Here is a 23,269-nt window from a genome sequence, read left to right as displayed (position 1 = left end):
AGTCAAGGAGGTCTGAACGATGACTATCAACGGTGTCGAACTCGACGAGCTGATCGACGTACCCGCGGGACTGCGCAATGTGGTGGCGGCCGAGACCCGGCTGAGCGATGTGCGCGGGCAGGAAGGCTTCTACCACTACCGCCAGTACTCGGCGATCGAGTTGGCGACGGGGTGCACGTTCGAGGAGGTGTGGTTTCTGCTGTTCGAGGGGCATCTGCCCGACCGGGCGGAGTTGAGCGCGTTCACGGCCGAGGTGGCGCGAGCGCGAACCCTTCCGGCGGAGCTGCTTCCGGTTTTGCCGGCGATGGCGAGTGCCGATCCGTTCCGGCCGATGGTCGGATTGCGGACCGCGCTGTCGATGTTGGCCGGAGTGCGCGATCTGCGGCCGGTGTGGGATGAGGATCCCGCGGCACGCAAAGCCGACGCGCTGCTGATCTGCGCGGTGACGCCGACGATCCTGGCCGCGCTGCATCGGCTCGACCGCGGTCTGGAACCGGTCGCTCCGCGGGCGGATCTGTCGACAGCCGCGAACTGGCTGTACATGCTGACCGGAGAATCGCCGCGCCCACAGGCTGTCCGGGCGATCGAGCAGTACTTGATCGCGACGATCGATCACGGGTTCAATGCGTCCACCTTCACCGCGCGAGTGGTGGCGTCGACGGGAGCCGACGTCGTCTCGGCGGTCGTCGCGGCGATCGGCGCGTTCACGGGTCCACTGCACGGCGGTGCCCCGGACCGTGCGCTCGACGGGTTGGACGAGATCGGCAGTCCCGATCGCATCGACGGCTGGGTGCGCGGCAAAATCATCAACGGCGACCGGGTCATGGGCTTCGGTCACGCCGTGTATCGCACCGCGGATCCGCGCTCAGTTCTGTTGCGCGACATCGGTGTCGAACTCGGCGGTGATCTCGTGGAGTTCGCGACGACCGTGGAACGACGAGTCACGGAGCTGCTCGCCGAGCTCAAACCTGGGCGCGATCTGTACGCCAATGTCGAGTTCTACGCCGGAGTTGTCATGGAGCTCTGCGGGATTCCTCGCTCCATGTTCACGCCGACCTTCGCCACGAGCCGCGTTGTCGGGTGGACGGCCAACGTGCTCGAGCAAGCCGAGAACTCGAAGGTTATCCGGCCGGCCGCGCGGTACGTCGGTCCGCGCGCTCCGGAACCGGTGCCGTCGCGCTGCTAGAGCAGGTCGAGGACGTCGAACAGGTGGGTGGACCAGATCTGGTGTGAACGTTCCTCGGGGTAGGGCTGCGTGGTCGGCTCGGCGGCGTAGACGCGGGTGGATCGGGTGTCCGGATCGTACGGTGGCCAGCCGGGGTTGCCTGTGGTCGCGAAATTCAGCCAGTCGGAACGCATGTGGTCGCCGACCCGGATAGCTTGTTCGGCGGCGTCCGGTTCAGCGGAGGGATGGTTGCGGACGTCGTCGAGGCTCAGCGTGCCGAACACGAGCAGCACGTCGAGACTGTGCGAGGCGCCCTGATCCGGGTTGTAGCTCCAGCACAGTTCGTAGTTCCAGGTTCGGCCGCCGCCTGCGTGGTGGGTGTCGGCGAGATGCAGGCTCGGCATCCGGAACAGCCAGTCGCAGTGGACGAGTTCGTACAGCGCGCCCGGCGTGGCCTCGGGGTAGAGAGCGCGGTAACCGCCGTTGCTGTTCGAGGCGGGCGCGAAAAGATCCAGCGTTTGCGTCAGCTGCGCATCGGTGACCTCGGTGCCGAACAGCGGATTGAACAGTCGGTATTCGTCTCGGGTGTGCCCGACGAGCAGGTCTATGTTCCGGGCGGCACCGTCGGCGAGGGCGCGCCACGGCGCAGACGGGAGGACCTCACCATCGACAACAGGGGAAAACGGTGTCGGAGTGAGCGCAGTCGGGCCCCATGATTCGACGTGCTCCAGCATCTTCTTCGACGCCGCGTCCGTTGCGTCGATCAGTGCACGTGCTGAGATGCTTGCTAGGTCACCGGCGGTGGCCTGCACACCGATCTGCTCGGCGATCGTGGCCGAAATGGCGGCGGCGAGTTCTTCGGAAAAGTAAGTGCCGGGGACACTTTGGGCTATCGCACGCCGAAACAACCCGGCTGCCAACGGCATAGTGAGCAGCGCCGCGATACAACCAGCACCGGCGGACTGACCGAACACGGTGACATTGCCCGGATCGCCGCCGAACGCGGCAACGTTGTCCTGCACCCAGCGCAACGCGGCGATCTGGTCGAGGATGCCCCGATTGTTCGGCGCCCCGGCGATATAGGCGAACCCTTCGACCCCGACGCGATAGTTCATGCTGACCACGACCACACCGGAACCCGCGAGCAGCGCGCCGTCCTGGTGCGGGTTGCTCGAAGTCCCTTCCAGGTACCTGCCTCCGTGGATCCACACCATTACCGGTAGACCGACGGCACCGACATCCGGCGACCAGACGTTGACCGTCAAGCAGTTTCCGGCGTCGCCGGACCACGGCCTACCGGGCTGGGACACCGATGGACCGAACTTCAGCGCGGCCCACACGCCCGCCCACGACGGCGCCGCAACGGGCGCGGCAAAACGCTGCGCGCCGACCGGCGACTCGGCGTAGGGGATACCACGAAAAACCGCGACGCCACCCTCCCATCGACCACGCACGACTCCGGCAGCAGTGCGGATGTCAACGTCGGTATTCACTCGGGAGCCTGCTTTCCGTCGGTTGCGTGGAGCGAAGGTCTGATCATCCGTTGCCGGTGCGCGTCTCACCAGCGAAATCTGCTCGTGCGGGACGATCGAGAAAGTCGGCAAGCAAAGGCATCAGGGTCGCGGGGCGGTCGAGTGGGATGATGTGCCCACAGTCCTCGATCAAGTGTCCGGTCAATGTGTCGGTGATGGGGCGGAGTTGGTTTTCGAGCGCGGTGCCGACCGGGTGAGACCCGATGGCCATGGTCGGTACGGTGAGCCGGGCGTTGTCGACTGCCTGCCGGATCTGCTCAGCGCTGGTGGGCATCGCGCGGTAGTAGGAGAAGGCGCACCGCAAGGAATCGGTGCCGGTGTAGGCGGCGGCGAAGGCCTCACGGATCTCCGTGGGTATGCCGCGGCCCTGGGTGCCGGTCGCCAGAAACCAGTCGAGGTAGTCGGATTCGTTTCCGGCAAGGACCTTTTCGGCAAGACCAGGCACCGCGTGAAAACCGAACCACCAAGGCGGTCCAGCGGCAAGGAAGGTTTCGGCACCGGGCAGTGTGCCCAGCAGCGATTCCATGAGCACCAAACGGTCGACGCGTTCGGGCCGCCGCATCGCTAGCAGGAACGCCGGGGGAGCGCCGGCATCGATCGCGACTACCGACGCGCTGGTTTCGCCTAGGGCGTCGAGAAGTCCCTCGGCGTCGGCGGCAAGCGTGCCCGCGTCGTAGCCGTCCGGTGCTCGCGTGCTGGCGCCGAGTCCGCGCAGGTCTGGCGCGATCACCCGATGTCGTTGCGCGAGTGGGCCTATCACCTCGGACCACAGCTGCCAGGTGTGGGGAAAGCCGTGCAGCAGAAGGACTGCCGGTCCGGTGCCGGCGATCGCCACGTTCGCTTCGATGCCGTTGGTTGCCACTGTCCGCACGGTGAGGTCGGGCAGTTCGTCAGACATGGGATCCTCCGCGATGTGGTTACCGATGGTTTCTAGCTGACCGTAGGTAACCTGGGGTAGCCTGCCAAGACAGCACTTTCGAGACAGGTGGTGAGCTCCAGGTGACTACCCCGCCCAGCACGGGCAAGCGTGGCGATCTGTTCTCTGCGGCCTGCCCGACCCGGCAGCTGCTCGACCGGCTCGGCACCAAATGGGTGTCCATGGTGGTGAAACTGCTTGCCGAGGCCGCACCCGGCGAGGTCCGCTTCGCCGAACTGCAGCGCCGGATGCCCGGCGTCTCACAGAAGATGCTGTCGGTGACTCTGCAAAGCCTGACCCGCGACGGCCTGGTCGCCCGCCGCGTCGAACCCACGGTCCCGCCGCGCGTGCACTATCGCCTCACCGATCTCGGTCTCTCCCTGGAAAATCCGCTGGCCGCGCTGCGGGCGTGGGCGGAGGAGCACATGGCCGAGATCGATGCCGCAAACTCTGCGGATCACGCCTGACCGAGTCCGGGTGTCAGGAGGCGGCGCGGTCTCGGTTTTCGCGAATCTCGTTGTGGTGCTCGGCGGCCCAGGCGATCAGGGAGTTGACGATCTGGCGCAGGCCTAAGCCGAGTGGGGTGAGGGAGTACTCGACGCGCGGGGGTACCTCGGCGTAGGCGGCGCGGTCGAGCAGGCCGTCCTGCTGGAGCTGGCGCAGGGTGAGGGTGAGCATGCGCTGGGAGATGCCGGGGATCTCGCGTTGCAGGTCGGTGTAGCGCAACGGTCCCGCTTCCAGGACCGCGATCACGAGCAGACTCCATTTGTCGCCGATGCGGTCGAGGACTTGCCGGATGAACTGCATCTGCTCGGCGGGGATACCGGCACACGGGCCGCGGCCGGCCATCGCGTCCGATCGTGCTGTGACCTCCATGGCGCACATTCCTCTCCGTCACACACACCGGTGTGCCTTTTGTACCGCTTCCGATTCTGATCCATCATGTGGCTACGCACAAATCGTATGAATTGAAGGGTGCCTGTTGATTTCGCGCCAGCGCAGCCGATCGTCGGGACTCCCTTCTGGAAAGGCTGAACGCCATGTCGTACCTCTTGCACATCGACGCCTCCTCGCTCGGCGAGGCCTCTGTCTCCCGCCAAGTCGCCGGCTCCTTCCGCGCCGCATGGCAGGGCCCGGTCGTCCATCGCGACCTGGCGGCCTCGCCTGTGCCCCACCTCAGCGCGGCGGGCATCACCGCCCGGATGACCGACCCGGCCCAGCACACCCCTGAGCAGGCCGCGGCCGCCCGGATCCAGGACGAACTCATCGCCGAGTTCCTCCGCGCCGACGCCTACCTGTTCACCGTCCCGATGTACAACCTCACGATGCCGTCGGTATTCAAAGCCTGGCTGGACCAGATCATGATCGAGGGGCGCACCCTCGGATTCACTCAGGGCGCCCCTACCGCCGGCCGTCCTGCCGTGGTGATCTCTGCCCGCGGTGGCGGTTACGGTCCCGGCGCTCCGAACGAGGGGCGAGACCACCTGATTCCGACGTTGGAAACGGTTCTGGGCTGGTCCCACACGCTCGGGCTCGATGTGACCTCGGTGATTCCCGAATTGACCATGGCTCCTGCCGTTCCGGCGATGGCCGAGTTGGTCCCGTTGTACGAGAAGTCCCTGGCCACCGCCCACGAACAGGCCCGGCAACTGGCCGCGATCCTCGACCGGCGGGCCGCCGAACTCGTCGGTCAGGTGCGGTAAAGCTCGGTGAGAAGCTCGAGCACCATGCGCGCGGCCGGGTGCGGGTCGTCGCGCCACCAGGCCAGCCGGACGGCGACCGGTTCGGCATCGCGCACCGGCAGGTAAACGATGCCGGGCCGGGGATATTGGTCGACGACGGCCTGTGCGGTAACCCCCACGCAGCGGCCGGTGGCGATGACCGTGAGCCAGTCGTCGATGTCGCGGCTCTCCTGTATCTCGGGGCGCGCCTCCGCGGGCCACAAGTCCGCGCCGGTCGTTCCGGTGCGGTGGTCGACGAGCAGGACGCGGCTGCTGAGATCGGCCAGATGCACCGAACGACGCTCCGCCAGCGGGTCGGAGGCGGCCAGCGCGCACCAGCGTGATTCCAGACCGACGATGGCGCTCTCGAAGCGGCGGTCCGCCAGCGGCCGACGGATGATCGCGAGGTCCGCGGTGCCCTCGGCCAGGCCGGCGCTCGGGGAGTTGATGCGCAGCAGGTGCATTTGCGTTTCCGGGTGCGCTTCCCGCCATCGTTGTTGAAAGGTGAGTGTGCGTCGGCCGAGTGCCGACCAGGCGTGGCCGATACGCAGTTCGACGTGGCCCGATGTCGCATCCAGTATCAGGTTGTCGACCTCGGTCAGTACGCGCCGGGCGTGCGCGACGACGCGTAGTCCGATCGCCGTCGGCGAGGATTCGCGGGACGTACGACGCAGCAGCCGCACGCCGAGGCGCTGCTCGAGTGCCGCGAGAGTGCGGGAGACCGCGGCCTGCGAGACACCCAGCGCGATCGCGGCGTCGGTGAACGTGCCTTCGTCCACGATCGCGACGAGGCAGCGTAACTGACGCAGCTCGATATCCATAACCAAATCGTATAGTGCTGGCGCGCCATGCATTTTGCGAATAGGCCCGCGCGACGCAGGATCGATGCGTGCAAACAAACCCCACGCGCCCGGCAGACCGCGCCGTCCTGCCTGCGAAGAGCGGCGCACCCATGGCCGGGGTCGGCACGATGCTCGCCAGCAGCCTTTCGACCCAGCTCGGCGCCGCGATCGGGTCGCTGGCCTTCCCGGTGCTCGGCCCTGTCGGCGTCGTCGCGATCCGGCAGTACGTCGCGGCGGCGGTGCTGCTCGCGGTGGGCAGGCCCCGTCTTCGGTCGTTCACGCGGGACCAATGGGGGCTCGTGCTGCTACTCGCGGCGGTCTTCAGCGTGGTGAACCTGTCGCTCTATACGGCGATCGACCGGATCGGTCTCGGCTTGGCGGTGACCCTGGAGTTCCTCGGTCCGCTCACGATCGCGCTGGCCGGCTCGCGCCGACGCGTGGATCTGGGCTGTGCCGTACTCGCCGTGGCGGGAGTCGTCGCACTGATGCGCCCGCGCCCTACCGCCGATTACCTCGGCATGGGGCTCGCTCTGCTCGCGGCTGCCTGCTGGGCCGCGTACATCCTGCTGAACCGTTCCATCGGTCAGCGCATCCCCGGGGCACAGGGCACCGCCGCCGCAGCGGGGTTGTCCGCCTTGGTCTACCTGCCCATCGGAGCCGGCGTGGCCGTGCACCACACGCCGTCCGCCGCTGCGGTCGGTGCGGCTGTCGCGGCCGGAATCCTGTCCTCCGCAGTGCCGTTCCTTGCGGACTTGTTCACGCTGCGCCGCGTGCCCGCCGAGGCGTTCGGATTGTTCATGAGCGTCAACCCGGTCTTTGCCGCAGCCGTCGGCGTACTCGTTCTGGGACAGCAACTCGACATGATCGCCTGGCTGAGCATCGCAGCGATCATCGCGGCCAACGCCATCAGCATCCGCACACAGCCGAGGCGCGCTTGACGCCGCGATTGTGCTCAACGTACCTATCGAGATCACTCCACTGCCGCGAAGGAGCCTTCAAATGCCCGGTGTCACGCTGACCGATCATCTCTTCTCCGTCCCCCTCGACCACGATCAGCCGGAAGGCGAGCACATCGAGGTCTACGCGCGCGAGGTGGTCGCCGCCGGACGCGAGCGCGAGCGGCTTCCCTGGCTGCTGTTTCTGCAAGGCGGCCCCGGCATGCTGCCGCCGCGTCCGGTCGGCCGGGACTCCTGGCTGGACCGCGCGCTCGACGACTACCGCGTCCTACTGCTCGACCAGCGCGGCACGGGCCGCTCCACGCCGGTCACCCGGCAAACGCTTCCGGCCCGTGGCGAGCCCGCCGCGCAGGCCGACTACCTCAGCCATTTCCGCGCCGACGCCATCGTCCGCGACGCCGAACTGATCAGGCGCGAACTGACCGGCGAACCGTGGTCGGTGCTCGGCCAGAGCTTCGGCGGCATGTGCGCCGTCACCTACCTCTCGTTCGCGCCCGAGGGTCTGCGCGAGGCGATAATCACCGGCGGGCTTCCCGGTTTGCGTGTCACCGCCGACGAGGTCTACCGCGTCACCTATCCGCGCGTGCACCGCAAGAACACCGCCTTCTATCGCCGGTACCCACAGGACGCCGCCGCGGTCCGCCGCATCGCCGCGCACCTGATCGAGCGTCCGGCGCCGATGCCGGACCGGTCGTTGCTCACCGTCGAGGCCTTCCAGTCGCTCGGGCTGATGCTCGGCACGAAGGACGGCGCGGACGTGCTGCACTACCTTCTCGAAGACCCTTGGGCCGGAACGGAATTGTCCGACAGCTTCCTCGCCCGCACGGCGGCTTTCCTCAGCTACGCCCAACTGCCGCTGAACCCGCTCATGCATGAACTCACCTACGCCCAGCGCCACACCGGCGCGCCGAACTGGGCGGCCGAGCGGGTGCGCGGCGAGTTTCCCCAGTTCGATGCGCGCAGGGCGTTGGCCGGGGACTCACCGGTGCTGTTCACCGGTGAGATGACCTACCGGTGCCACTTCGACCAGCCGAGTCTTGCGCCCCTGCGCGAGCCCGCTGAGGTGCTGTTCGCCCGCGAAGACTGGCCCGACCTCTACGATCCTCAGCGCTTGGCCGCCAACGAGGTTCCCGTGGTCGCCGCCGTCTATCTCGACGACATGTACGTCGATGCCACTTACTCGTTGCAGACCGCTGAGACGATCAAGGGCCTACGGCTGTGGGCGACCAACGAGCACGAGCACGACGGTCTTCGCGTCAGTAACGGACGCGTCCTCGACCACCTGCTGCGAATGCTGCACGGCCAGATCTGAAGCGGAGCAACAACTTTGACTGCCCTTGAGTACGAAAGGCGTCGCTGAGCCCGAAGCCGCCGGGATGCTCAACTCCCTGTCTCGGAAGTTCTGATGTATCTGCTCGACGGCTCCGAGCTGGGCGTCGAGCCCCCCGACTAGCCCCGAGCGACCTCAGCAGTATGCGCGGGGATGTAGCGCTCGCCGATCACCTGCTGGCTCAGCGGGTCCAGCGCGGACAGCGCCTCGGCGTCCAGGGTGAGTTCCAGCGCGGCCGCGTTCTGCTCGAGCCGGGCCGGGCTGCGGGTGCCCGGGATGGTCGCCACCGACACCCCGAGCCGCTCGGCCTGCGCATACACCCACGCCAGCGCCACCTGGGCCGGGGTGGCACCCAACCGGTCGGCCACCTCACGCACGGTCTGCGCGATCTTCTCGTTCGCCTCGCCCGCCGCACCGGCGAAACGCGGGTTGGTGCGCCGGAAGTCCTTCTCGCCCAACGTGGAACGATCCACGGCGCCGGTCAGGAACCCCCGCCCCAGCGGCGAGTACGGCACCAGCCCGACCCCCAGCTCGGCCATCACCGGGGTGACCGCCTCGACATCGCGGGTCCACAGCGAATACTCACTCTGGACCGCGGTGATCGGGTGCACCGCGTGCGCCCGGCGCAGCAACTCGCCGTCGACCTCGGACAGACCCAGATGGCGAACCTTGCCCGCCTCGACCAGCTCGGCCATCGCCCCGACGGTCTCCTCGATCTCCACGTCCTGGGGCGGGCGGTGGGCGTAGTACAGGTCGATCACCTCGACGCCCAACCGCAACAGCGAAGCATCGCAGGAACGCAGCACATAGTCCCGGGCACCGCGGATGCGGCGTGCCCGATCACCGGCGCTGCGGTCGATGCCGAACTTGGTGGCCAGCTGCACCTGATCCCGGCGGCCATGGATGGCCCGGCCCACCAGCACCTCGTTGTGCCCGGTGCCGTAGGCGTCGGCGGTGTCGAGGAATGTGACGCCCAGATCCAAGGCCCGGCCGATGGTGGCCAGGCCGCCGTCCCAGTCGGCGGCACCATAGCTTTCACTCATCCCCATACACCCCAGACCCATCGCGCTGACGGTGAGACCGGGTGAGCCGAGCGTGGTTCGGGTGATCATGCGCGGATACTCCTCCTGCCCGGCGGACCGGGCGGTACCTCAAGGGCTGACGAACGCCTCCGACACTAGGACTTGGAGTGCACTCCAAGTCAAGCCGGAGAACCGGCCCCGCCGGCGGGCGGGGGAGAAACGGCCTTCCGGCAGCAGGTCACAGGGCTTCCGGCCGTAGACGCGGGCTGCGGTCGACTCGTCGTGAGTGCGCTCGGACATCAAGGCGCGTTCGAACTCGGCGATGGCTCTGAGGATCTGGAGGAGGATCCGCCCAATCGCGCTGCCGGTTTGCGATGCCTCTCGCCGCAGCTTCGAGAGCACTCGGCCTTCTTTCCGTGCGTGCCCGAGTTCGATCATCGCGAATGTGCCGCCACAATCCGTTAGATCCGAGGCTTTCCCTGAATTGGTACGGCCGTACAGGGGTGCACAGTTTTCGAAGGGTTACGTAGCGGTTTCGTTTCGTTGACACAACCAAACGTAAACGTAATAGATCCAACGGTTTTGGGGGAGTCTGCGAAAGTCTGCTCAAGTCTGACCGCCGATAATGTTCACTTATCGGCGGTCAGAAATCGACGTCAGCAAATGAGTCCGTTTGCGACACGGAATATTTCGTTTCGTCTCAATACGTCACTAATGACGAAACCAACGCTACGATTTTCCGGTGTCCAACGTCTGCAACTACCCGGGCTGCTCCCGACCGATCACGCGCGGCGGGGGACCCGGCCGCCCGTCCGAATACTGTGATCACCCGGACCACACGAGATGGCGCGCGTGGCGGGAACGGCAACGGCAACAACAGGAGTCAGAGGTACCCCTCGCATCTGTCACTGTGACGCCACAGGGTCCGGTCACCGTGGCACGTCTCCGGGCAGATGAGCTGCTCACCCAATTCCGTGGACTCGCAGACCAACTGGGCAACACCCTCAACGCCGCCGTCGCTGAACTGTCCACCCTGGGCGACCCATCCGTTGCCGAAGCGCAGGTCCAGGCGGTTCAAGCCGATGCCGCACGCCGGATCGCCGAAGCCGAAATGGCTACTGTCGCCGCCGAACAGGCGCGACGCGAAGCCGAGGAAGCCCGCGCGCTCGCCGAGGAGGCCGCCGACGACGCGGCCGGCGCGGCCGAACGCGCGGAAGCCGCCGTCGCCGATGCCCACAGCACTCGCGACGACGCACTGCGCGAAATGGAACGCGCCACCAGGCAAGCCGCCGACGACGTGTTCGCCGCCCGCAGCGAAGCGGAGGCCGACGTCCGCACCGCCCGTCGCGAGGCCGCCGAAGAAATCGAACGAATCCGCGCCGAAGCCGCCGAGCAGGTGGAACGTGCCGAACGACGCGTCGCCACCGAAATCGCACACGCCCAACGCGAATCCGCCGCCCAGGTCGCGGCCGCCCATTCCGAACGTGACCTCGCCGTCCAACGCGCCGCCGACGCCGAACGCGCCACCGAACGCGCCGAGCAGGCCGCGATGGAACGAATCGAAGCCGCGAACGAAGCCCGCGAGGAATGGCGCAGGGTCCGCGCCGAACTAGACACCACCCGCACCGAACTCGCCGACATCCGCCGCACCGCCGCGGCCGAAATCGCCGCCGCCCGAGCCGAATCCGCCGCCACCATCGACAAGGCCCGCACCGAAGCCGCCCACCGCATCGAGGCCCTGGACCAAGCCCGCACCCAAACCCTCGCCCGCGCCGAACGAGCCGAAGCCCAACTCGACGAACTACTCGCCGACGCCCGCCGCAAACCACCGACGGAGGCGAGCAGTCGCACAGGAGCCTGAGCAGCCCGGCCGACGCGACCAGCACCAGCGAGTCAACACACTGATAGCCCGCAAACCACCCGCAGACGCGAGCAGCCACACGGGAGCCTGAGCACTCCGGTCCGGCGCAACCAGCACCAGCGAGACAATGCGCTTGCCCGCGAACTATCCACGGTGGCGGGCAGTCGCACGGGAGCGTGAGCAAGTCCGGCCGACGCAACCACTACCAGTGAGCCGACGCGCCGATCGCCCGCCAACCACCCACGGAGACGAGCAGTCGCCAAGGGAGCCTGAGCAGCGACCCGGACGACGCAACACCACTAGCGAGGCAACGCGATTACCGCCCGCGACCACCCACCGTGGCGAGCGGTCACACGGGAGTGTGAGCAGTCCGGGCAACCCGACCAGTAGTACCAGCGAGGCAATGCGCTGACCGTCCGCAAACTATCCACGGTGTCGAGCAATCGCACGGGAGCGTGAGCAGTCCGGCTGACGCGACCAGCACCAGCGGCACAACGCGCTGATCGCCGCCGCAGAGCGACCACATTCACAGACAGCCGCACGCCTTTTGATTTCCCGCACCGAAAATCGCATGCAAATCCAGGTGCGGGAAATCAGAAAGCGTGCGGCTGCGTGCACGACCGCCGGAAGGGCGAGGACGGTAAGAAGCTCGCCGCGTGGCTCGAGGGCAACTACATCGACCAGGGCAAGGTCGGCGTATCCAGCGGTGAAGGTTTCTGCAAGTACTCGTAACCGCAAGCGCGGCAAGTCATTCCGAACCAGTGCGAACCGAACGTGACCGCCTCGGTCCGAGTTGACCATGTAAACGGCCTTCTCCTTGTGCAAGCAGGCTGGCCGTGAGTCGGTCGCCGTGTACCACGAGGCGCAGCTCGGTGCGCTGATCAAGCGCGGCGGCCGGGCGGTGAATCTGTGCCGTCCGGCGACCAAGGCGCAGTCGAGGCCGACGCGGTGAGGCGTCGGTTTCATCGGATTGCACCGCAGCCGTCGTTCGGTGCCCAGCCCGCAGCTGGAATCGGCCGCATCGCGTCGAGGACAAACCCGATCGCCCCGCGACTACTCCGCCAAATAGTCTCGTGCGCGCCGCCACAACGGCTTCTTCGGCGGCGGCGCGGACGGACCCGGCAGCCGGAGGGCAACCCGTCCGCCGCTGTATCGCGACATCGCCGCCGCCACTTTCACCCAGGTCGAGCGATCCGATTCGGCGAAGACGGCTAGTCGGTGCCCGCCTGCTCGTGCAGACCAGAGATCTCTCGACGCGTCGGCGGGCAGACCCCACACATACAGCGCGAGCTGGACATCTTCGGCGGTCGAAGTGAACGCCACCTCGGTGACCCCGGACCATCGACAGTCGATCTTGCTGAACCGGCCGGGCAGCGCGGTCATGTTGCCGAACCGCAAGGTAGTGCCGCCGCCCGAATACATCTGAAAGATGAAGCCCTCGGGTCGAACGAGAAATCACCACCGGCTACTGAAATGGTGTGCGCGCCACTTCCGGTTGGGGTACCCATGCTCGCTCCAAGCGTCGCTGTACGGGAACACGCTTCGTCACGAAAACACCACATCAAGAATATCCCGGCAGAGCATCGGGACGTTGGCGATCGCGGAGTTCTCGGACATCCGAAATCAGGGCGGCGGCAACGGAATCGGTACGGCCGGCGCATCCGGGTCCCATAAACTCGGGGCACAGCGTCGCCGCGGCGCGGAAGCAGGAGGACTCGGAGCATGGCCGTCATCCACGAGACGACGATGGTGCCCACCAAGGTGGAATTGTTGGCTTCGTGGTTGCCGACCAGGTCGTGGTACCGCGGCGGCACCGGGCCGGTGCTGGATCGGGTCGGGGGATTCCGGCTCGACGATCCGGACGGTGCGGTCGGGATCGAATTCATGGCGGTCACCGACAGTTCCGGCGACGAGCCGGTCACCTATCAGGTGCCGTTCGCCTATCGCGGCGCGCCGCTCGACGGAGCCGAGGACGCCCTCATCGGCACGTCGACGCACGGCGTGCTCGGGCAGCGCTGGCTCTACGACGGAACGCGCGATCCGGTCGTGGTGGCGCAGATCCTGGCGTTGCTCGATGGAACGGCGCAGCCCCAGGCGCAGCACGACAGCGGGAAGACCGACGAATCGGTCACCGTGGTGACCCCCGAAATCGCCGTTCCCGCACTGGGATCGGAGCCGGTGTCGGCGGAAGACGGATCGGCACGCACCGACATCATGGTCGGTGCGCGGGTGCCGGGCAGCACGGCGATCGTCCGGATCAACCGGATTCTGCGCCCCGGTGACGAGCAGTCCGAACGGGCCGGCGCCGGTCACGTCACCGCGCCGTGGCGACTGCTGGACGGTTCCTCGGTGCGCGGAGTGTTCCTGAGTTTCGCCGGGCACGCCGAGGATTAGCGGACGGTCGAAACCCGAACGGCCGCAAGCGGGTTCGACCTGGTTGACGAGACACGCACCCGGTCACCTGCGACCATATCCTTATCGGAGTGAACGGATAGCGCCGCGGGGGATGGCTTGCTCCGACGACGAAAGGATCTGATTCCTATGTCGAAACAGACCAAGCGATACGCCCGGATCGCCCTCTGCGCCGCGGTGATCGCAGCGGCCGGATGCGCGAGCGACCCGGCCTCGGACGACGCTCCGCCGAGCATCGGCAGCAAGCAGATTTCCCCCTGCGCGCCCGGCCGACTCGTGCTCAGCGCGACCGAGGTCTCACCCGGCGCGACTCATCGCGGCGTGCAGATCACCATCGGCCTGATCAACGGCACTCCGGCATGCGAGCTTTCGGGCTACCCCGAGGTCGAGGCCGACGAGGGCGGGCCCGCCATCCGCGCCGACCACACCCTCCGCGGCTACCTCGGCGGACTCCCGCCCGACCGCGATGCGCCGCCACCGGTCACCGTGACCGACAGCAACATCCCCACCGCCGGTGCCGCGTCGGCCATCGTCGAGGGAATGGCCGTCGACGCCGCCGGCAACTCTTGCCCCACCTACACCCGCCTACTCGTCACCCCACCCGACGCCCCCGCGCCCAAGCTCGTCGCCGCGACCATCACCGCGTGCACGTTGGAAGTTCACCCACTACTCGGCTCCGACATGCACCCTTGAGCGGCGCGATTCCTTTCGGTTGCGCCCGCGGTCTACATGGAGAAGGCCCAGCGCCGGTGCCACCGCGCTGAAGATTCCTCATGACAGGAGTTGAACGGATGACGGTCACGGAGCCCGCGGCACGATTCGTCGTGATCTACGACGAACCCTCCGATGCTGGACTGGGACAACATGGCCGCGCTGCGATCCGCCCTCGCGTCCGACATCGGCCGGCGCACCGCCGCGGACGCCACCGAGAATCTGGCCCGCTACACGACCTTCCGTGCCCTGATTCTCCCGCTCGACTCGGCCTGATCGCACCGCGCTCGGTCGCCGCACCGAGTGAAAGCAAACACGCGGCTAACTGAACGATCCGGCCATATCATGTAGCTATGCCCGAAAGCGAGCTAGCAGGGCGTACGGAACCACTGTCCGGGAATGCCCGGCAGGCGATAGTGGTGGCCGGTGCCTGCTCAATGATCGTGGGTGTGGTCGTAGCGGTATGGCCACACAAGTCGATGCCGACCGCGGAGCTGTTGTTCGGTCTGTACCTGCTGCTCAACGGCGGTTTGCAGATGGTCATCGCGTTCGGTGCGAAGTTCGCGCCTGCCCTGCGGGTGCTCGTCTTCGCCAGTGGTGCGGTGTCGATGCTGCTGGCCGTGCTGTGTTTCGCCGGTGGGAATTCGGCGCTGCTGCTGTCGTTCTGGATCGGGCTGGCGTGGTCGGTGCGCGGGATCTGCCATGCCACGGTCGCGGTCTGGGCGAACAATCTGGCCGGCGCCGGTCGGCAGGAGCTGTTCGGGCTGGCGACGATGGTGCTCGGCATCGTGATCGGCGTGCTGCCGTTCGATTCGGTGGACGTACTCGGGCTGGTGGTCGGCCTGTTCCTCATCGTGATCGGGACGATGGAGGTGCTGAGCGTCGCCGCGGTCCGGCACGGCGTGGTGGATCTGCCCGGAGTGTCGCGCATGCGTGCGGTTCGCTGATGCAGGCGATGCCGATATGCGGCCGTTGCGTAACTCATTACGGCAGTGCCCGGCCGGCGCACGCGGTTGACTTGAACGATGGCATCGCAGCACTCCGCGCCCCGCTCGCCGGCGGAACTGATCGTGGTCACCCACGGCCCGGACACCACGCTCACGCCGAGCGCGCTCAGCGATAGTCGCGGCACCGAGGCGCGGTTGACCGCGCTGCTGCCTGCGGGCGGCCGGCTCGCTCGCATCTTCGGTCCGCCGAATCGCCTGCACGCGCGGGTCGCAGGGACTCCCCACGAACCCGTCGCCGCGGAGTACCTGAAGTTCTTCGCCGTCCGTGGGGTCACCGAAGGACTCGCTGACCTGGCCGCGCGGCTGCGCGACGACGACTCGGTCGACGGCGCCTACCTCAAACCGCCCGCCGAACCACCGATCGCCCCGGACGGCAGCATCGAGACCGCGGCCGCCGACGCACCGCCGGTCACCCCGAATTTCGAAGCGCGCCAGGGTTACCTGGACGCCGCTCCACAAGGTGTCGATGCGCGCTGGGCCTGGACCGTGCCCGGGGGACGCGGACAAGGCGTGCGGGTGATCGACATCGAAGGCGCGTGGCGGTTCACGCACGAAGATCTGCTTGCCAATCAAGGCGGAGTCATCGGCGGCGATCCGTCACCGGATCAAGGCTGGCGTGATCACGGCACCGCGGTCGCCGGCGAGATCAGCGGCGACGTGAACGCCTTCGGCATCACCGGCATCGCACCCGACGCCCTGATCCGAGCCGTCTCGATCTTCGGACCTGGATCGGCCGCCGCGATCCGGACCGCCGCCGACGCGCTCGGTGCAGGCGATGTCATCCTGCTCGAACTGCACCGTCCCGGACCACGATTCAACTACGCGGGCCGCCCGGACCAGGCCGGTTATATCGCGATCGAATGGTGGCCGGACGATCTCGCCGCGATCCGGTACGCGGTCGGGCGCGGAGTCATCGTGGTGGAGGCCGGCGGAAACGGCGCGGAAGATCTCGACGCCGCTCTCTACGACACTCGCCCAGCGGGCTTTCCCGCCGCGTGGCGCAACCCGTTCCGCGGTGGCGCGGCCGATTCCGGCGCGATCATCGTCGGCGCGGGCGCACCACCCGCCGGCTTCCACGGTCACGACCACGGACCCGGCCGCTCCCGGCTGGCCTTCTCCAACTTCGGCTCCCGCGTCGACACCCAGGCGTGGGGACGCGAGGTCACCACCACCGGCTACGGCGATCTGCAAGGCGGCGCCGACGAAGACCTCTGGTACACCGACATGTTCAGTGGAACATCGAGCGCCTCACCGATCGTCACCGGAGCCGTCGCCGGCTATCAGGGAATCAGCACGGCGGCCGGTCAACGCAGAACACCCGCCGAAGTGCGTGCTCGCCTGCGCGCCACCGGATCACCACAGACGAGCGCACCGGGCCGCCCGGCAAGTCAGCGCATCGGCAACCTTCCCGATCTGAAGGCGATGGCCGCACCACATTGACGGCCCGACCGCAGTTGCGCAGGCTCGGATTGTCTTCTGGCACACGATGCGTACCCGCGCACCGTGCCTCGTATGAGTTCACAGGTCGGTGATCTCGAGGGTGATCTTCGATAGCGGGCAACCCACGCATGCCAGGACGAAACCGTCGGCTTTCTGTTGCGGCGTCAGGCAGTTCGGCTCGCTCTGCGTGACCTCACCGCTGCGGAGTTTCACCATGCAGTCGCCGCAGTTGCCGACGGTGCAGGAGTAGGGCATCGGGAGTCCGGCGGCGAGGCCTGCGTCGAGCAGGGTCTGGCCGGGCTCGACGACCACTGTGCCGACCTGGTGCCCGTCCTGTTCGACGGTCATCTCCTGTGGCGCGGTCACTTCGGTGGCAGTGTCTGTTCCGCTGATGTAGCGCTCGTGGTGCACCAGCTCGTCGGGAACTCCGAGCCCGGTGACGGCAGTGCGAACGGCGTCCATCAGCGGAACGGGACCGCACACGTAATAGTGGGTGCCCGCGGCCGGAGATAGATCGGCGACCCAGCGACGTATGCCGTCCGCATCGAGCCGTCCCTCGCGCTGAGTCAAGACGTGGGTGACGCTCAGCCGCTCGGGATTGTCCTTCGCCAGCCGCGTCAGCTGATCGGCGAAGATGATCTCCTCCTCGCAGCGACTGCTGTAGAGCAGCGCGATCCGGGTGCGGTCCGCCGAATCCGTCAGCTGCGTACGGATGATGCTCATCATCGGCGTCACACCACTGCCTGCGGCGACCAGCACGATCTGGTCCGGAGGTTGCGGTTCGAGGTGGAAGGAGCCCGCCGGTCCGCGGACCGCGAGTTGATCGCCGACGCGCAGACCTCGATGCACGTGCGTGGAGAATCGTCCGCCCGCAACGTGTTTGACGGTGACCTCCAATCGAGAGCCTCCGGGCGCCGACGAAGCCGAATACGCGCGCCGCTCCGGACGACCGTCGATGTCGGTGACGAGGGTGAAGAACTGTCCGGCGCGGAAGTCGAACGAACCCGGGCCGTCGACGTCCTCCAGTACGAGGGTGACCGCGGTCGGCGTCTCCGCACGAATCTCGGCGATCCGCACCTCTCGCACGGGCTTGTTCGTCTCGCTGCTGCCGTCCGGAAGCCGACGGCTCGTCTCGATGTCCTCGTAACCCTCCTTCTCCAACCCGGACCGGTAGGCCCGATTCATGATCAGTCGCATCAATCGGTTCACCCCCGGTATCGCCCCGACTGCCTTCAGCAAGAACGCGGGCGGACCACCCTTCGCGGTACTGGCGGCCAAGTGCTTCCCGGCCAACGCCATCAGGTCGGGCACCGCGTCACGATCGACCAGCGCACCCGGCGTCCACAGCCGCGACCGCACCACCGCGTCGTTGCCGACCACCTCGGCATCCTCGACATCGATGAGCAGCGCCGCGTGCGGCGCCATCCCGCGCAACGCCAACGTCTCGAGCAACGCCGGATCGTCGGTGATCGAGCCCCGGCCGCGAACGTGCAGCACACCGCTGCGTCCCGGGACCATCGCCGCGAACGACAGCCGATCGTCGCGCAACAGATTGTGCAGCGTGTCGGCGCGCTTGTTGCCCCGCCGATCCGGCATGACGAGCGTGTGGCCGTCCACGATCCGCGCCACCGCCTCCCGATCCCCGCGCGGGCTCGTGTCACTCCCGCCGGCGGAATCCCACGAGGACAACGCGAGAAACGGTGCGGCAGCCAGGAATTCCGCGACCCCGGGCCGGAACAACGGACCCGAACCCTCGACCACAACCGGCGCGGCCGGGACAGCCGGCTGCCACAGCCGCGACCGCAGCACCGCCTGCGCGCAATGCACGAAGGCCTCCTCGATCTCGACGCCCGTCTGCGCACCCTTGCGCCCGGTCACCGAACCGTTGACCCGAAGAATCTCCCCGACACCCGGCAGCAGGAAGAAGAACGAAACCGGACCGTGCGGCTCGCTGGCCCCGGACAGCGAGAACGAGATCCGCTTGGCCGACTGCACCCGCACGAACCCCGGCGTGCCGCCGATGAACGTCGTCCGGCTGACACCGTCGCGGTCCCGGTAGCCGAACGCCGCGATCGGGGAGTGCGCGAGCACCGTCCGGCACCCCTCGTCAAGCGCATCGAGTTGTTTCAGCATGATTATCGACGCCGGGCGACCGACGATCGTCTCGATCTCGTCCACCGTCGTCAGCTGGCGCAGAGTCGAGTTACCGGCCCCGTTGCTCACCGCGGGGATGGACATGTTCTCCCAGGTCATGACACTATTGTGAACAATTGCTCAGCTTTTTGGCTACTCGCTTTTCGCGCTCCGCAGGAGGTTCCGAATGCCGTCGGCCGGCCGCCAGCTCGACCCACGTCGCAAGCCCAGACAGGTGCGCGCCGAGCTCACCCGCGAACGCATCCTCACCGCGGCTGCTCACGTTTTCGCCGAGCACGGCTACGCCGCGGGCACCACCAACCGCATCGCCGAACGCGCCCGCATCTCCATCGGGTCGCTGTACCAATACTTTCCGAACAAGGACTCGATCCTCGCCGAACTGCTGATCCAGCACATCGACCGCGGCCGGTGGACCGAGGGCGACGAGCTCGAGCTCACCGCGGGCAGCCTGCGCGCGACGGTCCGGGCGCTGGTCCGCGACGCCATCGACAACCACAGCGACGACCCGCGGCTGCTGCGCATCATGATCGAGGAGGCCCCGCTGTCACAGGAGCTGCTCGACACCGTCGCCCGGCACGGGAAGCTGCGCGTCGGTCAGGTGCGCGAGCTGCTCGCCCGGCACCCGGACGTGCGCGTGCGCGACCTCGACACCGCGGCGGAACTGATCCTGTTCACGGTCGAGATGAACACGCACAAGCTCATGGCCGATCCGCGCGGCATCGCGATCGAGGCGGTGGAGAACGAACTGGTCGACATGGTGACCCGGTACCTGCGTGGGGATCGGTAACCGGTGTCGAGTAGCTGGTCATGGGGTATTCGAGTAGCCCGGCACTCGTGGCACAGCGGCCGGAGGTTGGCACTGTGAGGGTGGCAAGGAAGGAGCTCACAATGAGTGCAATTCATATTCGCGCCCCCGGACACCATCAGCCCGGACTGGCAGGCGGTGCAGGTCTGCACAACATGGTCGTTTTCGGGACCGGCGTCGACTGCTTCGTCTCGTACCGGCCGACGTTCCAGGCGCCGCACAACTTCCAGATCCTGCTCGACGTCGAACTGGACGAACGTGGCAGCCGGGCCCTCGGCGCGGATCGGCGGATCGGCTACACCGACATCCACACCTTCGATCCCGAGGATTTCCCCGTCGCCGAACTGGATCCGAATCGCCCCCGCCCGCGCCGATCGTTCCACGGCACCCTGATCCGCGGCCGGCGCGAACGCGGCGGCATCGCGATCGCCACCGGCGTGCGCGCCACGGTGCGCGAGGTCGTCCACTTCGCCGAACTCGAACCGGAGCGGGAACGCGGGCGCGGCCTGCTCACCCACATCTGCTTCGGCCGTCCCGACCGGATGTATCTGGCCCACCACATCACGCGCCAGCCCAGCTTCGATCAGATCGTCACCGCCCGGCTCATCCCCGGCACCGTGACCGACCTGCTCGGCGAGCCACTCGCGGACCAGATCGCCGCGGCGGGTTTCGCGCAGGCGCAACCGATCATCCTCGGGCAGCGTGAATTCACCGGTTCCCGGTTGCGCGCGGGGGAGTTGGCGGTCGCGGCGTTCCCGGCCACTGCCGGTGGCGCGCAAGGGTTTCTGGCCGAGATCGTGGTCGATCGGCAGATCTACCTGGAGGTCGCCGACCTCACGTGAGTGATGTCAATACGCCGTAGGTCGCGGTCGCGATAGACACATGTCGGGCGCGGGTCAGCCCGTCGACCGACGCGCGGACCCGGCCGCGGCGGCTAATTTCGCACCATGTCCGAATCGGTTCTGCCCGTCACCACGTCGGGTCGACGGATCGCCGAGGTCGATATTCTGCGCGGGTTCGCGCTGTTCGGCATCCTCGTCACCAATGTCATGGTCGCGACCATGCTGTGGTCGTTCGGCGGCACCGCCGACCATCCGCAGCCGCGCTTCGACGGACCGATCGATCACTTCGTCAGCGCGGTGGTCAACGGGCTGTTCGAGGGCCGGTTCTATCTGCTGTTCGCGTTCCTGTTCGGTTACTCGTTCACGTTGCAGATCGCGGCGGCGCAGCGGGCCGAAGCCTCGGCCAACGCGCGACTGCTGCGGCGCTGCCTGGCATTGCTCGTGATCGGGCTCGCTCACGTTTTCCTGCTGTGGATCGGCGACATCCTCACCCTCTATGCCGTCCTGTGCCTGATCCTGATCCCGTTGAAGAAGCTGAAGCCGCGGACCGCCGTGATCACCGGCGCGATCCTGTACGTGGTGTGGAGCGGCTGGGCGTTCCTGCCGAGCGACGCCCCCGACGACGGGGTGAAGGCGCTGGCCAGCCTCTTCGATGTGCAACGGATCCACGACGGATACACCGGCAGCTTCGGCGACACCTTCGCCGGCCAGATGTGGCTCGCGCCCACCTTCATCGCGCTGATCTGGTTCACCCAGGGCGTGACCAGCTTCGCCATGTTCCTGCTGGGCATGGCGGCGGGTAAGCGTGAGCTGCTCACCGATCGAGAGACGTTGCGGCGCTGGGCGCCTCGGGTACTCGCCGGCGGTCTGACGATCGGCCTGCCGGTGTCGGCGGTGACCTTCGCCGCGACGATGCAATGGATCACCCCGCCCAGCTTCTGGGCCGGTGTGCAACAACTCGTCAATCCGTTCATGACCTTCGCCTACATGGCAGGCATCATCTGCCTCACCCAATCACCCCGCACCGCACCGTTCATCAGCCGGCTCGCGCCGGCCGGGCGGATGGCGGCCTCCAACTACATCAGCCAATCCGTCGTCCTCATGGTGATCTACACCGGCTACGGATTGGCCCTGGCCGACAAGGTCCCACCCGCCGGCGTCATCGCCATCGCCCTCTTCACCTACGCCGCCCAACTGGCATGCAGCACCTGGTGGTTGCGTAACCATCGATACGGCCCGGTCGAGTGGGCCCTACGCTCCGCGACCTACCTGTCCCTTCCGGAGTGGCGGCGTCGCCCGGAACGGGTTCCGGCACAAGCAGATTGAGCGCGGACGCTCAGCGCGGCTCACCGAGGCTTCCGGACACCCGCTCGAGGTCGGTCGAGCGGAGCAGCCGAATTGCGGGCTGCCACAACCGGAGCAGTGTCTGCTGGTCGGGCACGTCCGCCCGGCACACGGTCGGTTCGTCCGCGGGTTCGCCACCGTTGCCGCTGAGCCGCTCGGCCGCCATGACCAGCTCGGCGACCAGTAGCAGGTGTTCCTGGTCGATGTCGGCGACGGTGGTCTCGACCAGTTCGTCGAAGGCGTCCGGCAGCGGAAGCACATATCTGCCGACGATCTGTGCCGCATCGTGGATTTCGATCCGCCGGCGGTGCAGGCGCTCCTGCGCCGGAGCGTTCCAATCGTCGGCCCACTTCGGCCGGAATACGACCTGGGGTGCGGCGGCAGTCAGATCCCGCCAGAGCGGATAGAGCCGGCGCGCGGTACGCGAGTCGCGATCCAGTCGCAGCAGCTGCACGACGGCGTGTGCCGTGGACCGGGCCAGCACCGCAACCAGCGCGGCAAAGAGAAACAGACCCGGCTCGCCGGAGGCGAGTCCATGGGAGACCAGGTCGAACGTCCGCTGGGTCAGTTCGTGGCCGACCCCTGCCGCGTCCAGCGCAGCGGCCACCGCGATCGAGCCCACGGGGAGAAAATTGGCGATGCCGAAACATATCGTGGCGACCACCATGATCCATTCCCACCGTGTGGTCGTCCGCCACGCTATAGCGCGATATTTCAGTGCGCACAAGTAGCAAGAAACTACTAACGGCAGAGTCGAATACAACCCGATATAGACGCCGTATCGCCAACCCCCGTAGTCCGCGATGGACGCCATCCCGTGCACCCGCGCCGGATTGCTCAACGCCAGAAACGCGATGCCGACAATCACCGACAGCACGATCACAATCTTGAACCGGATTCGGAAATGCACCCGACCGTATTCGCGGAACATCACCATCCCGAGTCCGCATGCCCAGGCGGACACGGTCAGCCAATGCCAGGCATCGAATACGGTGGGCAGGCCGCCGGGGACGACTCGGGCTACCTGGCGCGCGATGACCGGCTCACGCAGGATGGCTGCTGCCGCGTCGATTCCCATCACGGTGTTGATCAGGCTGCCGAAAATGGTTGTGCGCGGGGTCAAGACGGGCCGGAGGATCGCGACGGCGACGATGAACACCGTCGCCGGCATCGTGGCCCAGGTCGGCAGGTGGTCGTACGGCCACATGC

Annotated in this window: 23 protein-coding genes; 14 read left to right on the top strand and 9 right to left on the bottom strand. The window is 67.2% G+C overall.

What is annotated here, in order from left to right; all coding sequences use genetic code 11:
- Positions 1-19: 19 nt before the first annotated feature.
- Entirely contained in the window at positions 20-1,186 is a 1,167-nt protein-coding gene (locus F3087_RS09790) for a citrate/2-methylcitrate synthase (protein WP_150401511.1), read from the top strand.
- Here F3087_RS09790 and F3087_RS09785 read toward each other — a convergent pair.
- Complete coding sequence (locus tag F3087_RS09785; RefSeq protein WP_150401510.1) at positions 1,183-2,658, bottom strand: carboxylesterase/lipase family protein; 1,476 nt, start codon at positions 2,656-2,658, stop codon at positions 1,183-1,185. The genes F3087_RS09790 and F3087_RS09785 overlap by 4 nt on opposite strands.
- A gap of 43 nt (positions 2,659-2,701) precedes the next feature.
- Complete coding sequence (locus tag F3087_RS09780) at positions 2,702-3,595, bottom strand: alpha/beta fold hydrolase (protein WP_150401509.1); 894 nt, start codon at positions 3,593-3,595, stop codon at positions 2,702-2,704.
- 101 nt (positions 3,596-3,696) lie between these two features.
- On the opposite strand from F3087_RS09780, the gene F3087_RS09775 reads away from it, so the two are divergent.
- Positions 3,697-4,080 (top strand): winged helix-turn-helix transcriptional regulator, encoded by a 384-nt coding sequence (locus tag F3087_RS09775; RefSeq protein WP_150401508.1) that lies wholly within the window; start codon positions 3,697-3,699, stop codon positions 4,078-4,080.
- A 13-nt stretch (positions 4,081-4,093) separates the two neighbouring features.
- Here F3087_RS09775 and F3087_RS09770 read toward each other — a convergent pair whose 3' ends face one another.
- A complete protein-coding gene (locus tag F3087_RS09770) occupies positions 4,094-4,462 on the bottom strand; it encodes a winged helix-turn-helix transcriptional regulator (protein ID WP_223885023.1) in 369 nt (122 codons plus the stop codon).
- Positions 4,463-4,653: 191 nt separating this feature from the next.
- Between F3087_RS09770 and F3087_RS09765 the strand changes: the two genes are divergently transcribed.
- Entirely contained in the window at positions 4,654-5,316 is a 663-nt protein-coding gene (locus F3087_RS09765) for an FMN-dependent NADH-azoreductase (RefSeq protein WP_150401506.1), read from the top strand.
- On the opposite strand, the gene F3087_RS09760 is transcribed toward F3087_RS09765, so the two are convergent.
- A complete protein-coding gene (locus F3087_RS09760) occupies positions 5,304-6,233 on the bottom strand; it encodes a LysR family transcriptional regulator (RefSeq protein ID WP_223884959.1) in 930 nt (309 codons plus the stop codon). The two genes, F3087_RS09765 and F3087_RS09760, sit on opposite strands and share 13 nt — an antisense overlap.
- On the opposite strand from F3087_RS09760, the gene F3087_RS09755 reads away from it, so the two are divergent.
- Both F3087_RS09755 and F3087_RS09750 read left to right on the top strand, forming a co-directional pair.
- Complete coding sequence (locus F3087_RS09755; protein WP_223884958.1) at positions 6,224-7,114, top strand: EamA family transporter; 891 nt, start codon at positions 6,224-6,226, stop codon at positions 7,112-7,114. The genes F3087_RS09760 and F3087_RS09755 overlap by 10 nt on opposite strands.
- Before the next feature lie 61 nt (positions 7,115-7,175).
- The gene (locus tag F3087_RS09750; protein ID WP_150401505.1) at positions 7,176-8,444 is read left to right on the top strand and encodes an alpha/beta fold hydrolase; all 1,269 of its coding nucleotides are present in this window, start codon (positions 7,176-7,178) and stop codon (positions 8,442-8,444) included.
- Between the two features lie 137 nt (positions 8,445-8,581).
- On the opposite strand, the gene F3087_RS09745 is transcribed toward F3087_RS09750, so the two are convergent.
- Positions 8,582-9,574 (bottom strand): aldo/keto reductase, encoded by a 993-nt coding sequence (locus F3087_RS09745; RefSeq protein WP_150401504.1) that lies wholly within the window; start codon positions 9,572-9,574, stop codon positions 8,582-8,584.
- Between the two features lie 39 nt (positions 9,575-9,613).
- Positions 9,614-9,922, bottom strand: a complete 309-nt coding sequence (locus tag F3087_RS47410) for a recombinase family protein (RefSeq protein ID WP_150401503.1) — start codon at positions 9,920-9,922, stop codon at positions 9,614-9,616.
- Between the two features lie 496 nt (positions 9,923-10,418).
- On the opposite strand from F3087_RS47410, the gene F3087_RS09735 reads away from it, so the two are divergent.
- Positions 10,419-11,345: a coiled-coil domain-containing protein gene (locus F3087_RS09735; RefSeq protein WP_223884957.1), complete on the top strand. Its 927-nt coding sequence runs from the start codon at positions 10,419-10,421 to the stop codon at positions 11,343-11,345.
- Between the two features lie 1,053 nt (positions 11,346-12,398).
- On the opposite strand, the gene F3087_RS09725 is transcribed toward F3087_RS09735, so the two are convergent.
- Positions 12,399-12,728 carry a hypothetical protein gene (locus F3087_RS09725; RefSeq protein ID WP_150401501.1) on the bottom strand — a complete coding sequence of 110 codons (330 nt, stop codon included), beginning with the start codon at positions 12,726-12,728 and terminating at the stop codon, positions 12,399-12,401.
- A gap of 339 nt (positions 12,729-13,067) precedes the next feature.
- On the opposite strand from F3087_RS09725, the gene F3087_RS09720 reads away from it, so the two are divergent.
- The 5 genes from F3087_RS09720 (at position 13,068) to F3087_RS09705 (ending at position 16,915) form a co-directional block, all read left to right on the top strand.
- Positions 13,068-13,739, top strand: coding sequence for a maltokinase N-terminal cap-like domain-containing protein (locus F3087_RS09720; protein WP_150401500.1), 672 nt, complete (start codon positions 13,068-13,070; stop codon positions 13,737-13,739).
- A 147-nt stretch (positions 13,740-13,886) separates the two neighbouring features.
- The gene (locus F3087_RS09715) at positions 13,887-14,450 is read left to right on the top strand and encodes a DUF4232 domain-containing protein (protein ID WP_150401499.1); all 564 of its coding nucleotides are present in this window, start codon (positions 13,887-13,889) and stop codon (positions 14,448-14,450) included.
- 153 nt (positions 14,451-14,603) lie between these two features.
- Positions 14,604-14,744, top strand: coding sequence for a hypothetical protein (locus F3087_RS45880; protein ID WP_191093875.1), 141 nt, complete (start codon positions 14,604-14,606; stop codon positions 14,742-14,744).
- A 77-nt stretch (positions 14,745-14,821) separates the two neighbouring features.
- Positions 14,822-15,415, top strand: a complete 594-nt coding sequence (locus tag F3087_RS09710) for a DUF308 domain-containing protein (RefSeq protein WP_150401498.1) — start codon at positions 14,822-14,824, stop codon at positions 15,413-15,415.
- 78 nt (positions 15,416-15,493) lie between these two features.
- A complete protein-coding gene (locus F3087_RS09705) occupies positions 15,494-16,915 on the top strand; it encodes a S8 family serine peptidase (RefSeq protein ID WP_150401497.1) in 1,422 nt (473 codons plus the stop codon).
- Between the two features lie 78 nt (positions 16,916-16,993).
- On the opposite strand, the gene F3087_RS09700 is transcribed toward F3087_RS09705, so the two are convergent.
- Positions 16,994-19,168 carry a 2Fe-2S iron-sulfur cluster-binding protein gene (locus tag F3087_RS09700; RefSeq protein WP_150401496.1) on the bottom strand — a complete coding sequence of 725 codons (2,175 nt, stop codon included), beginning with the start codon at positions 19,166-19,168 and terminating at the stop codon, positions 16,994-16,996.
- A 67-nt stretch (positions 19,169-19,235) separates the two neighbouring features.
- Here F3087_RS09700 and F3087_RS09695 point away from each other — a divergent pair, with 67 nt between their 5' ends.
- From F3087_RS09695 to F3087_RS09685, 3 genes are all read left to right on the top strand, one after another.
- The gene (locus F3087_RS09695) at positions 19,236-19,856 is read left to right on the top strand and encodes a TetR/AcrR family transcriptional regulator (protein WP_150401495.1); all 621 of its coding nucleotides are present in this window, start codon (positions 19,236-19,238) and stop codon (positions 19,854-19,856) included.
- A 101-nt stretch (positions 19,857-19,957) separates the two neighbouring features.
- Entirely contained in the window at positions 19,958-20,716 is a 759-nt protein-coding gene (locus tag F3087_RS09690; RefSeq protein WP_150401494.1) for a hypothetical protein, read from the top strand.
- Between the two features lie 105 nt (positions 20,717-20,821).
- Complete coding sequence (locus F3087_RS09685; protein WP_150401493.1) at positions 20,822-22,042, top strand: DUF418 domain-containing protein; 1,221 nt, start codon at positions 20,822-20,824, stop codon at positions 22,040-22,042.
- A gap of 10 nt (positions 22,043-22,052) precedes the next feature.
- Here the strand turns inward: F3087_RS09685 and F3087_RS09680 are convergent, their stop codons facing one another.
- Positions 22,053-23,267, bottom strand: coding sequence for a DUF6545 domain-containing protein (locus F3087_RS09680; RefSeq protein WP_150401492.1), 1,215 nt, complete (start codon positions 23,265-23,267; stop codon positions 22,053-22,055).
- Positions 23,268-23,269: the final 2 nt, after the last annotated feature.

Source organism: Nocardia colli (assembly GCF_008704205.1).
GTDB lineage: Bacteria > Actinomycetota > Actinomycetes > Mycobacteriales > Mycobacteriaceae > Nocardia > Nocardia colli.
This window is presented reverse-complemented; position numbering and strand designations above follow the sequence as displayed.

What these genes read in the sequence shown, in the direction of transcription:
- F3087_RS09790 (WP_150401511.1), top strand. Translation starts at nt 20, where the DNA reads ATGACTATCAACGGTGTCGAACTCGACGAGCTGATCGACGTACCCGCG.
- F3087_RS09720 (WP_150401500.1), top strand. Translation starts at nt 13,068, where the DNA reads ATGGCCGTCATCCACGAGACGACGATGGTGCCCACCAAGGTGGAATTG.
- F3087_RS09725 (WP_150401501.1), bottom strand. Translation starts at nt 12,728, where the DNA reads ATGACCGCGCTGCCCGGCCGGTTCAGCAAGATCGACTGTCGATGGTCC.
- F3087_RS09690 (WP_150401494.1), top strand. Translation starts at nt 19,958, where the DNA reads ATGAGTGCAATTCATATTCGCGCCCCCGGACACCATCAGCCCGGACTG.
- F3087_RS09745 (WP_150401504.1), bottom strand. Translation starts at nt 9,574, where the DNA reads ATGATCACCCGAACCACGCTCGGCTCACCCGGTCTCACCGTCAGCGCG.
- F3087_RS09695 (WP_150401495.1), top strand. Translation starts at nt 19,236, where the DNA reads ATGCCGTCGGCCGGCCGCCAGCTCGACCCACGTCGCAAGCCCAGACAG.
- F3087_RS09750 (WP_150401505.1), top strand. Translation starts at nt 7,176, where the DNA reads ATGCCCGGTGTCACGCTGACCGATCATCTCTTCTCCGTCCCCCTCGAC.
- F3087_RS09780 (WP_150401509.1), bottom strand. Translation starts at nt 3,595, where the DNA reads ATGTCTGACGAACTGCCCGACCTCACCGTGCGGACAGTGGCAACCAAC.
- F3087_RS09685 (WP_150401493.1), top strand. Translation starts at nt 20,822, where the DNA reads ATGTCCGAATCGGTTCTGCCCGTCACCACGTCGGGTCGACGGATCGCC.
- F3087_RS09770 (WP_223885023.1), bottom strand. Translation starts at nt 4,462, where the DNA reads ATGGCCGGCCGCGGCCCGTGTGCCGGTATCCCCGCCGAGCAGATGCAG.
- F3087_RS09680 (WP_150401492.1), bottom strand. Translation starts at nt 23,267, where the DNA reads ATGTGGCCGTACGACCACCTGCCGACCTGGGCCACGATGCCGGCGACG.
- F3087_RS09700 (WP_150401496.1), bottom strand. Translation starts at nt 19,168, where the DNA reads ATGACCTGGGAGAACATGTCCATCCCCGCGGTGAGCAACGGGGCCGGT.
- F3087_RS45880 (WP_191093875.1), top strand. Translation starts at nt 14,604, where the DNA reads ATGCTGGACTGGGACAACATGGCCGCGCTGCGATCCGCCCTCGCGTCC.
- F3087_RS09765 (WP_150401506.1), top strand. Translation starts at nt 4,654, where the DNA reads ATGTCGTACCTCTTGCACATCGACGCCTCCTCGCTCGGCGAGGCCTCT.
- F3087_RS09710 (WP_150401498.1), top strand. Translation starts at nt 14,822, where the DNA reads ATGCCCGAAAGCGAGCTAGCAGGGCGTACGGAACCACTGTCCGGGAAT.
- F3087_RS47410 (WP_150401503.1), bottom strand. Translation starts at nt 9,922, where the DNA reads ATGATCGAACTCGGGCACGCACGGAAAGAAGGCCGAGTGCTCTCGAAG.
- F3087_RS09715 (WP_150401499.1), top strand. Translation starts at nt 13,887, where the DNA reads ATGTCGAAACAGACCAAGCGATACGCCCGGATCGCCCTCTGCGCCGCG.
- F3087_RS09705 (WP_150401497.1), top strand. Translation starts at nt 15,494, where the DNA reads ATGGCATCGCAGCACTCCGCGCCCCGCTCGCCGGCGGAACTGATCGTG.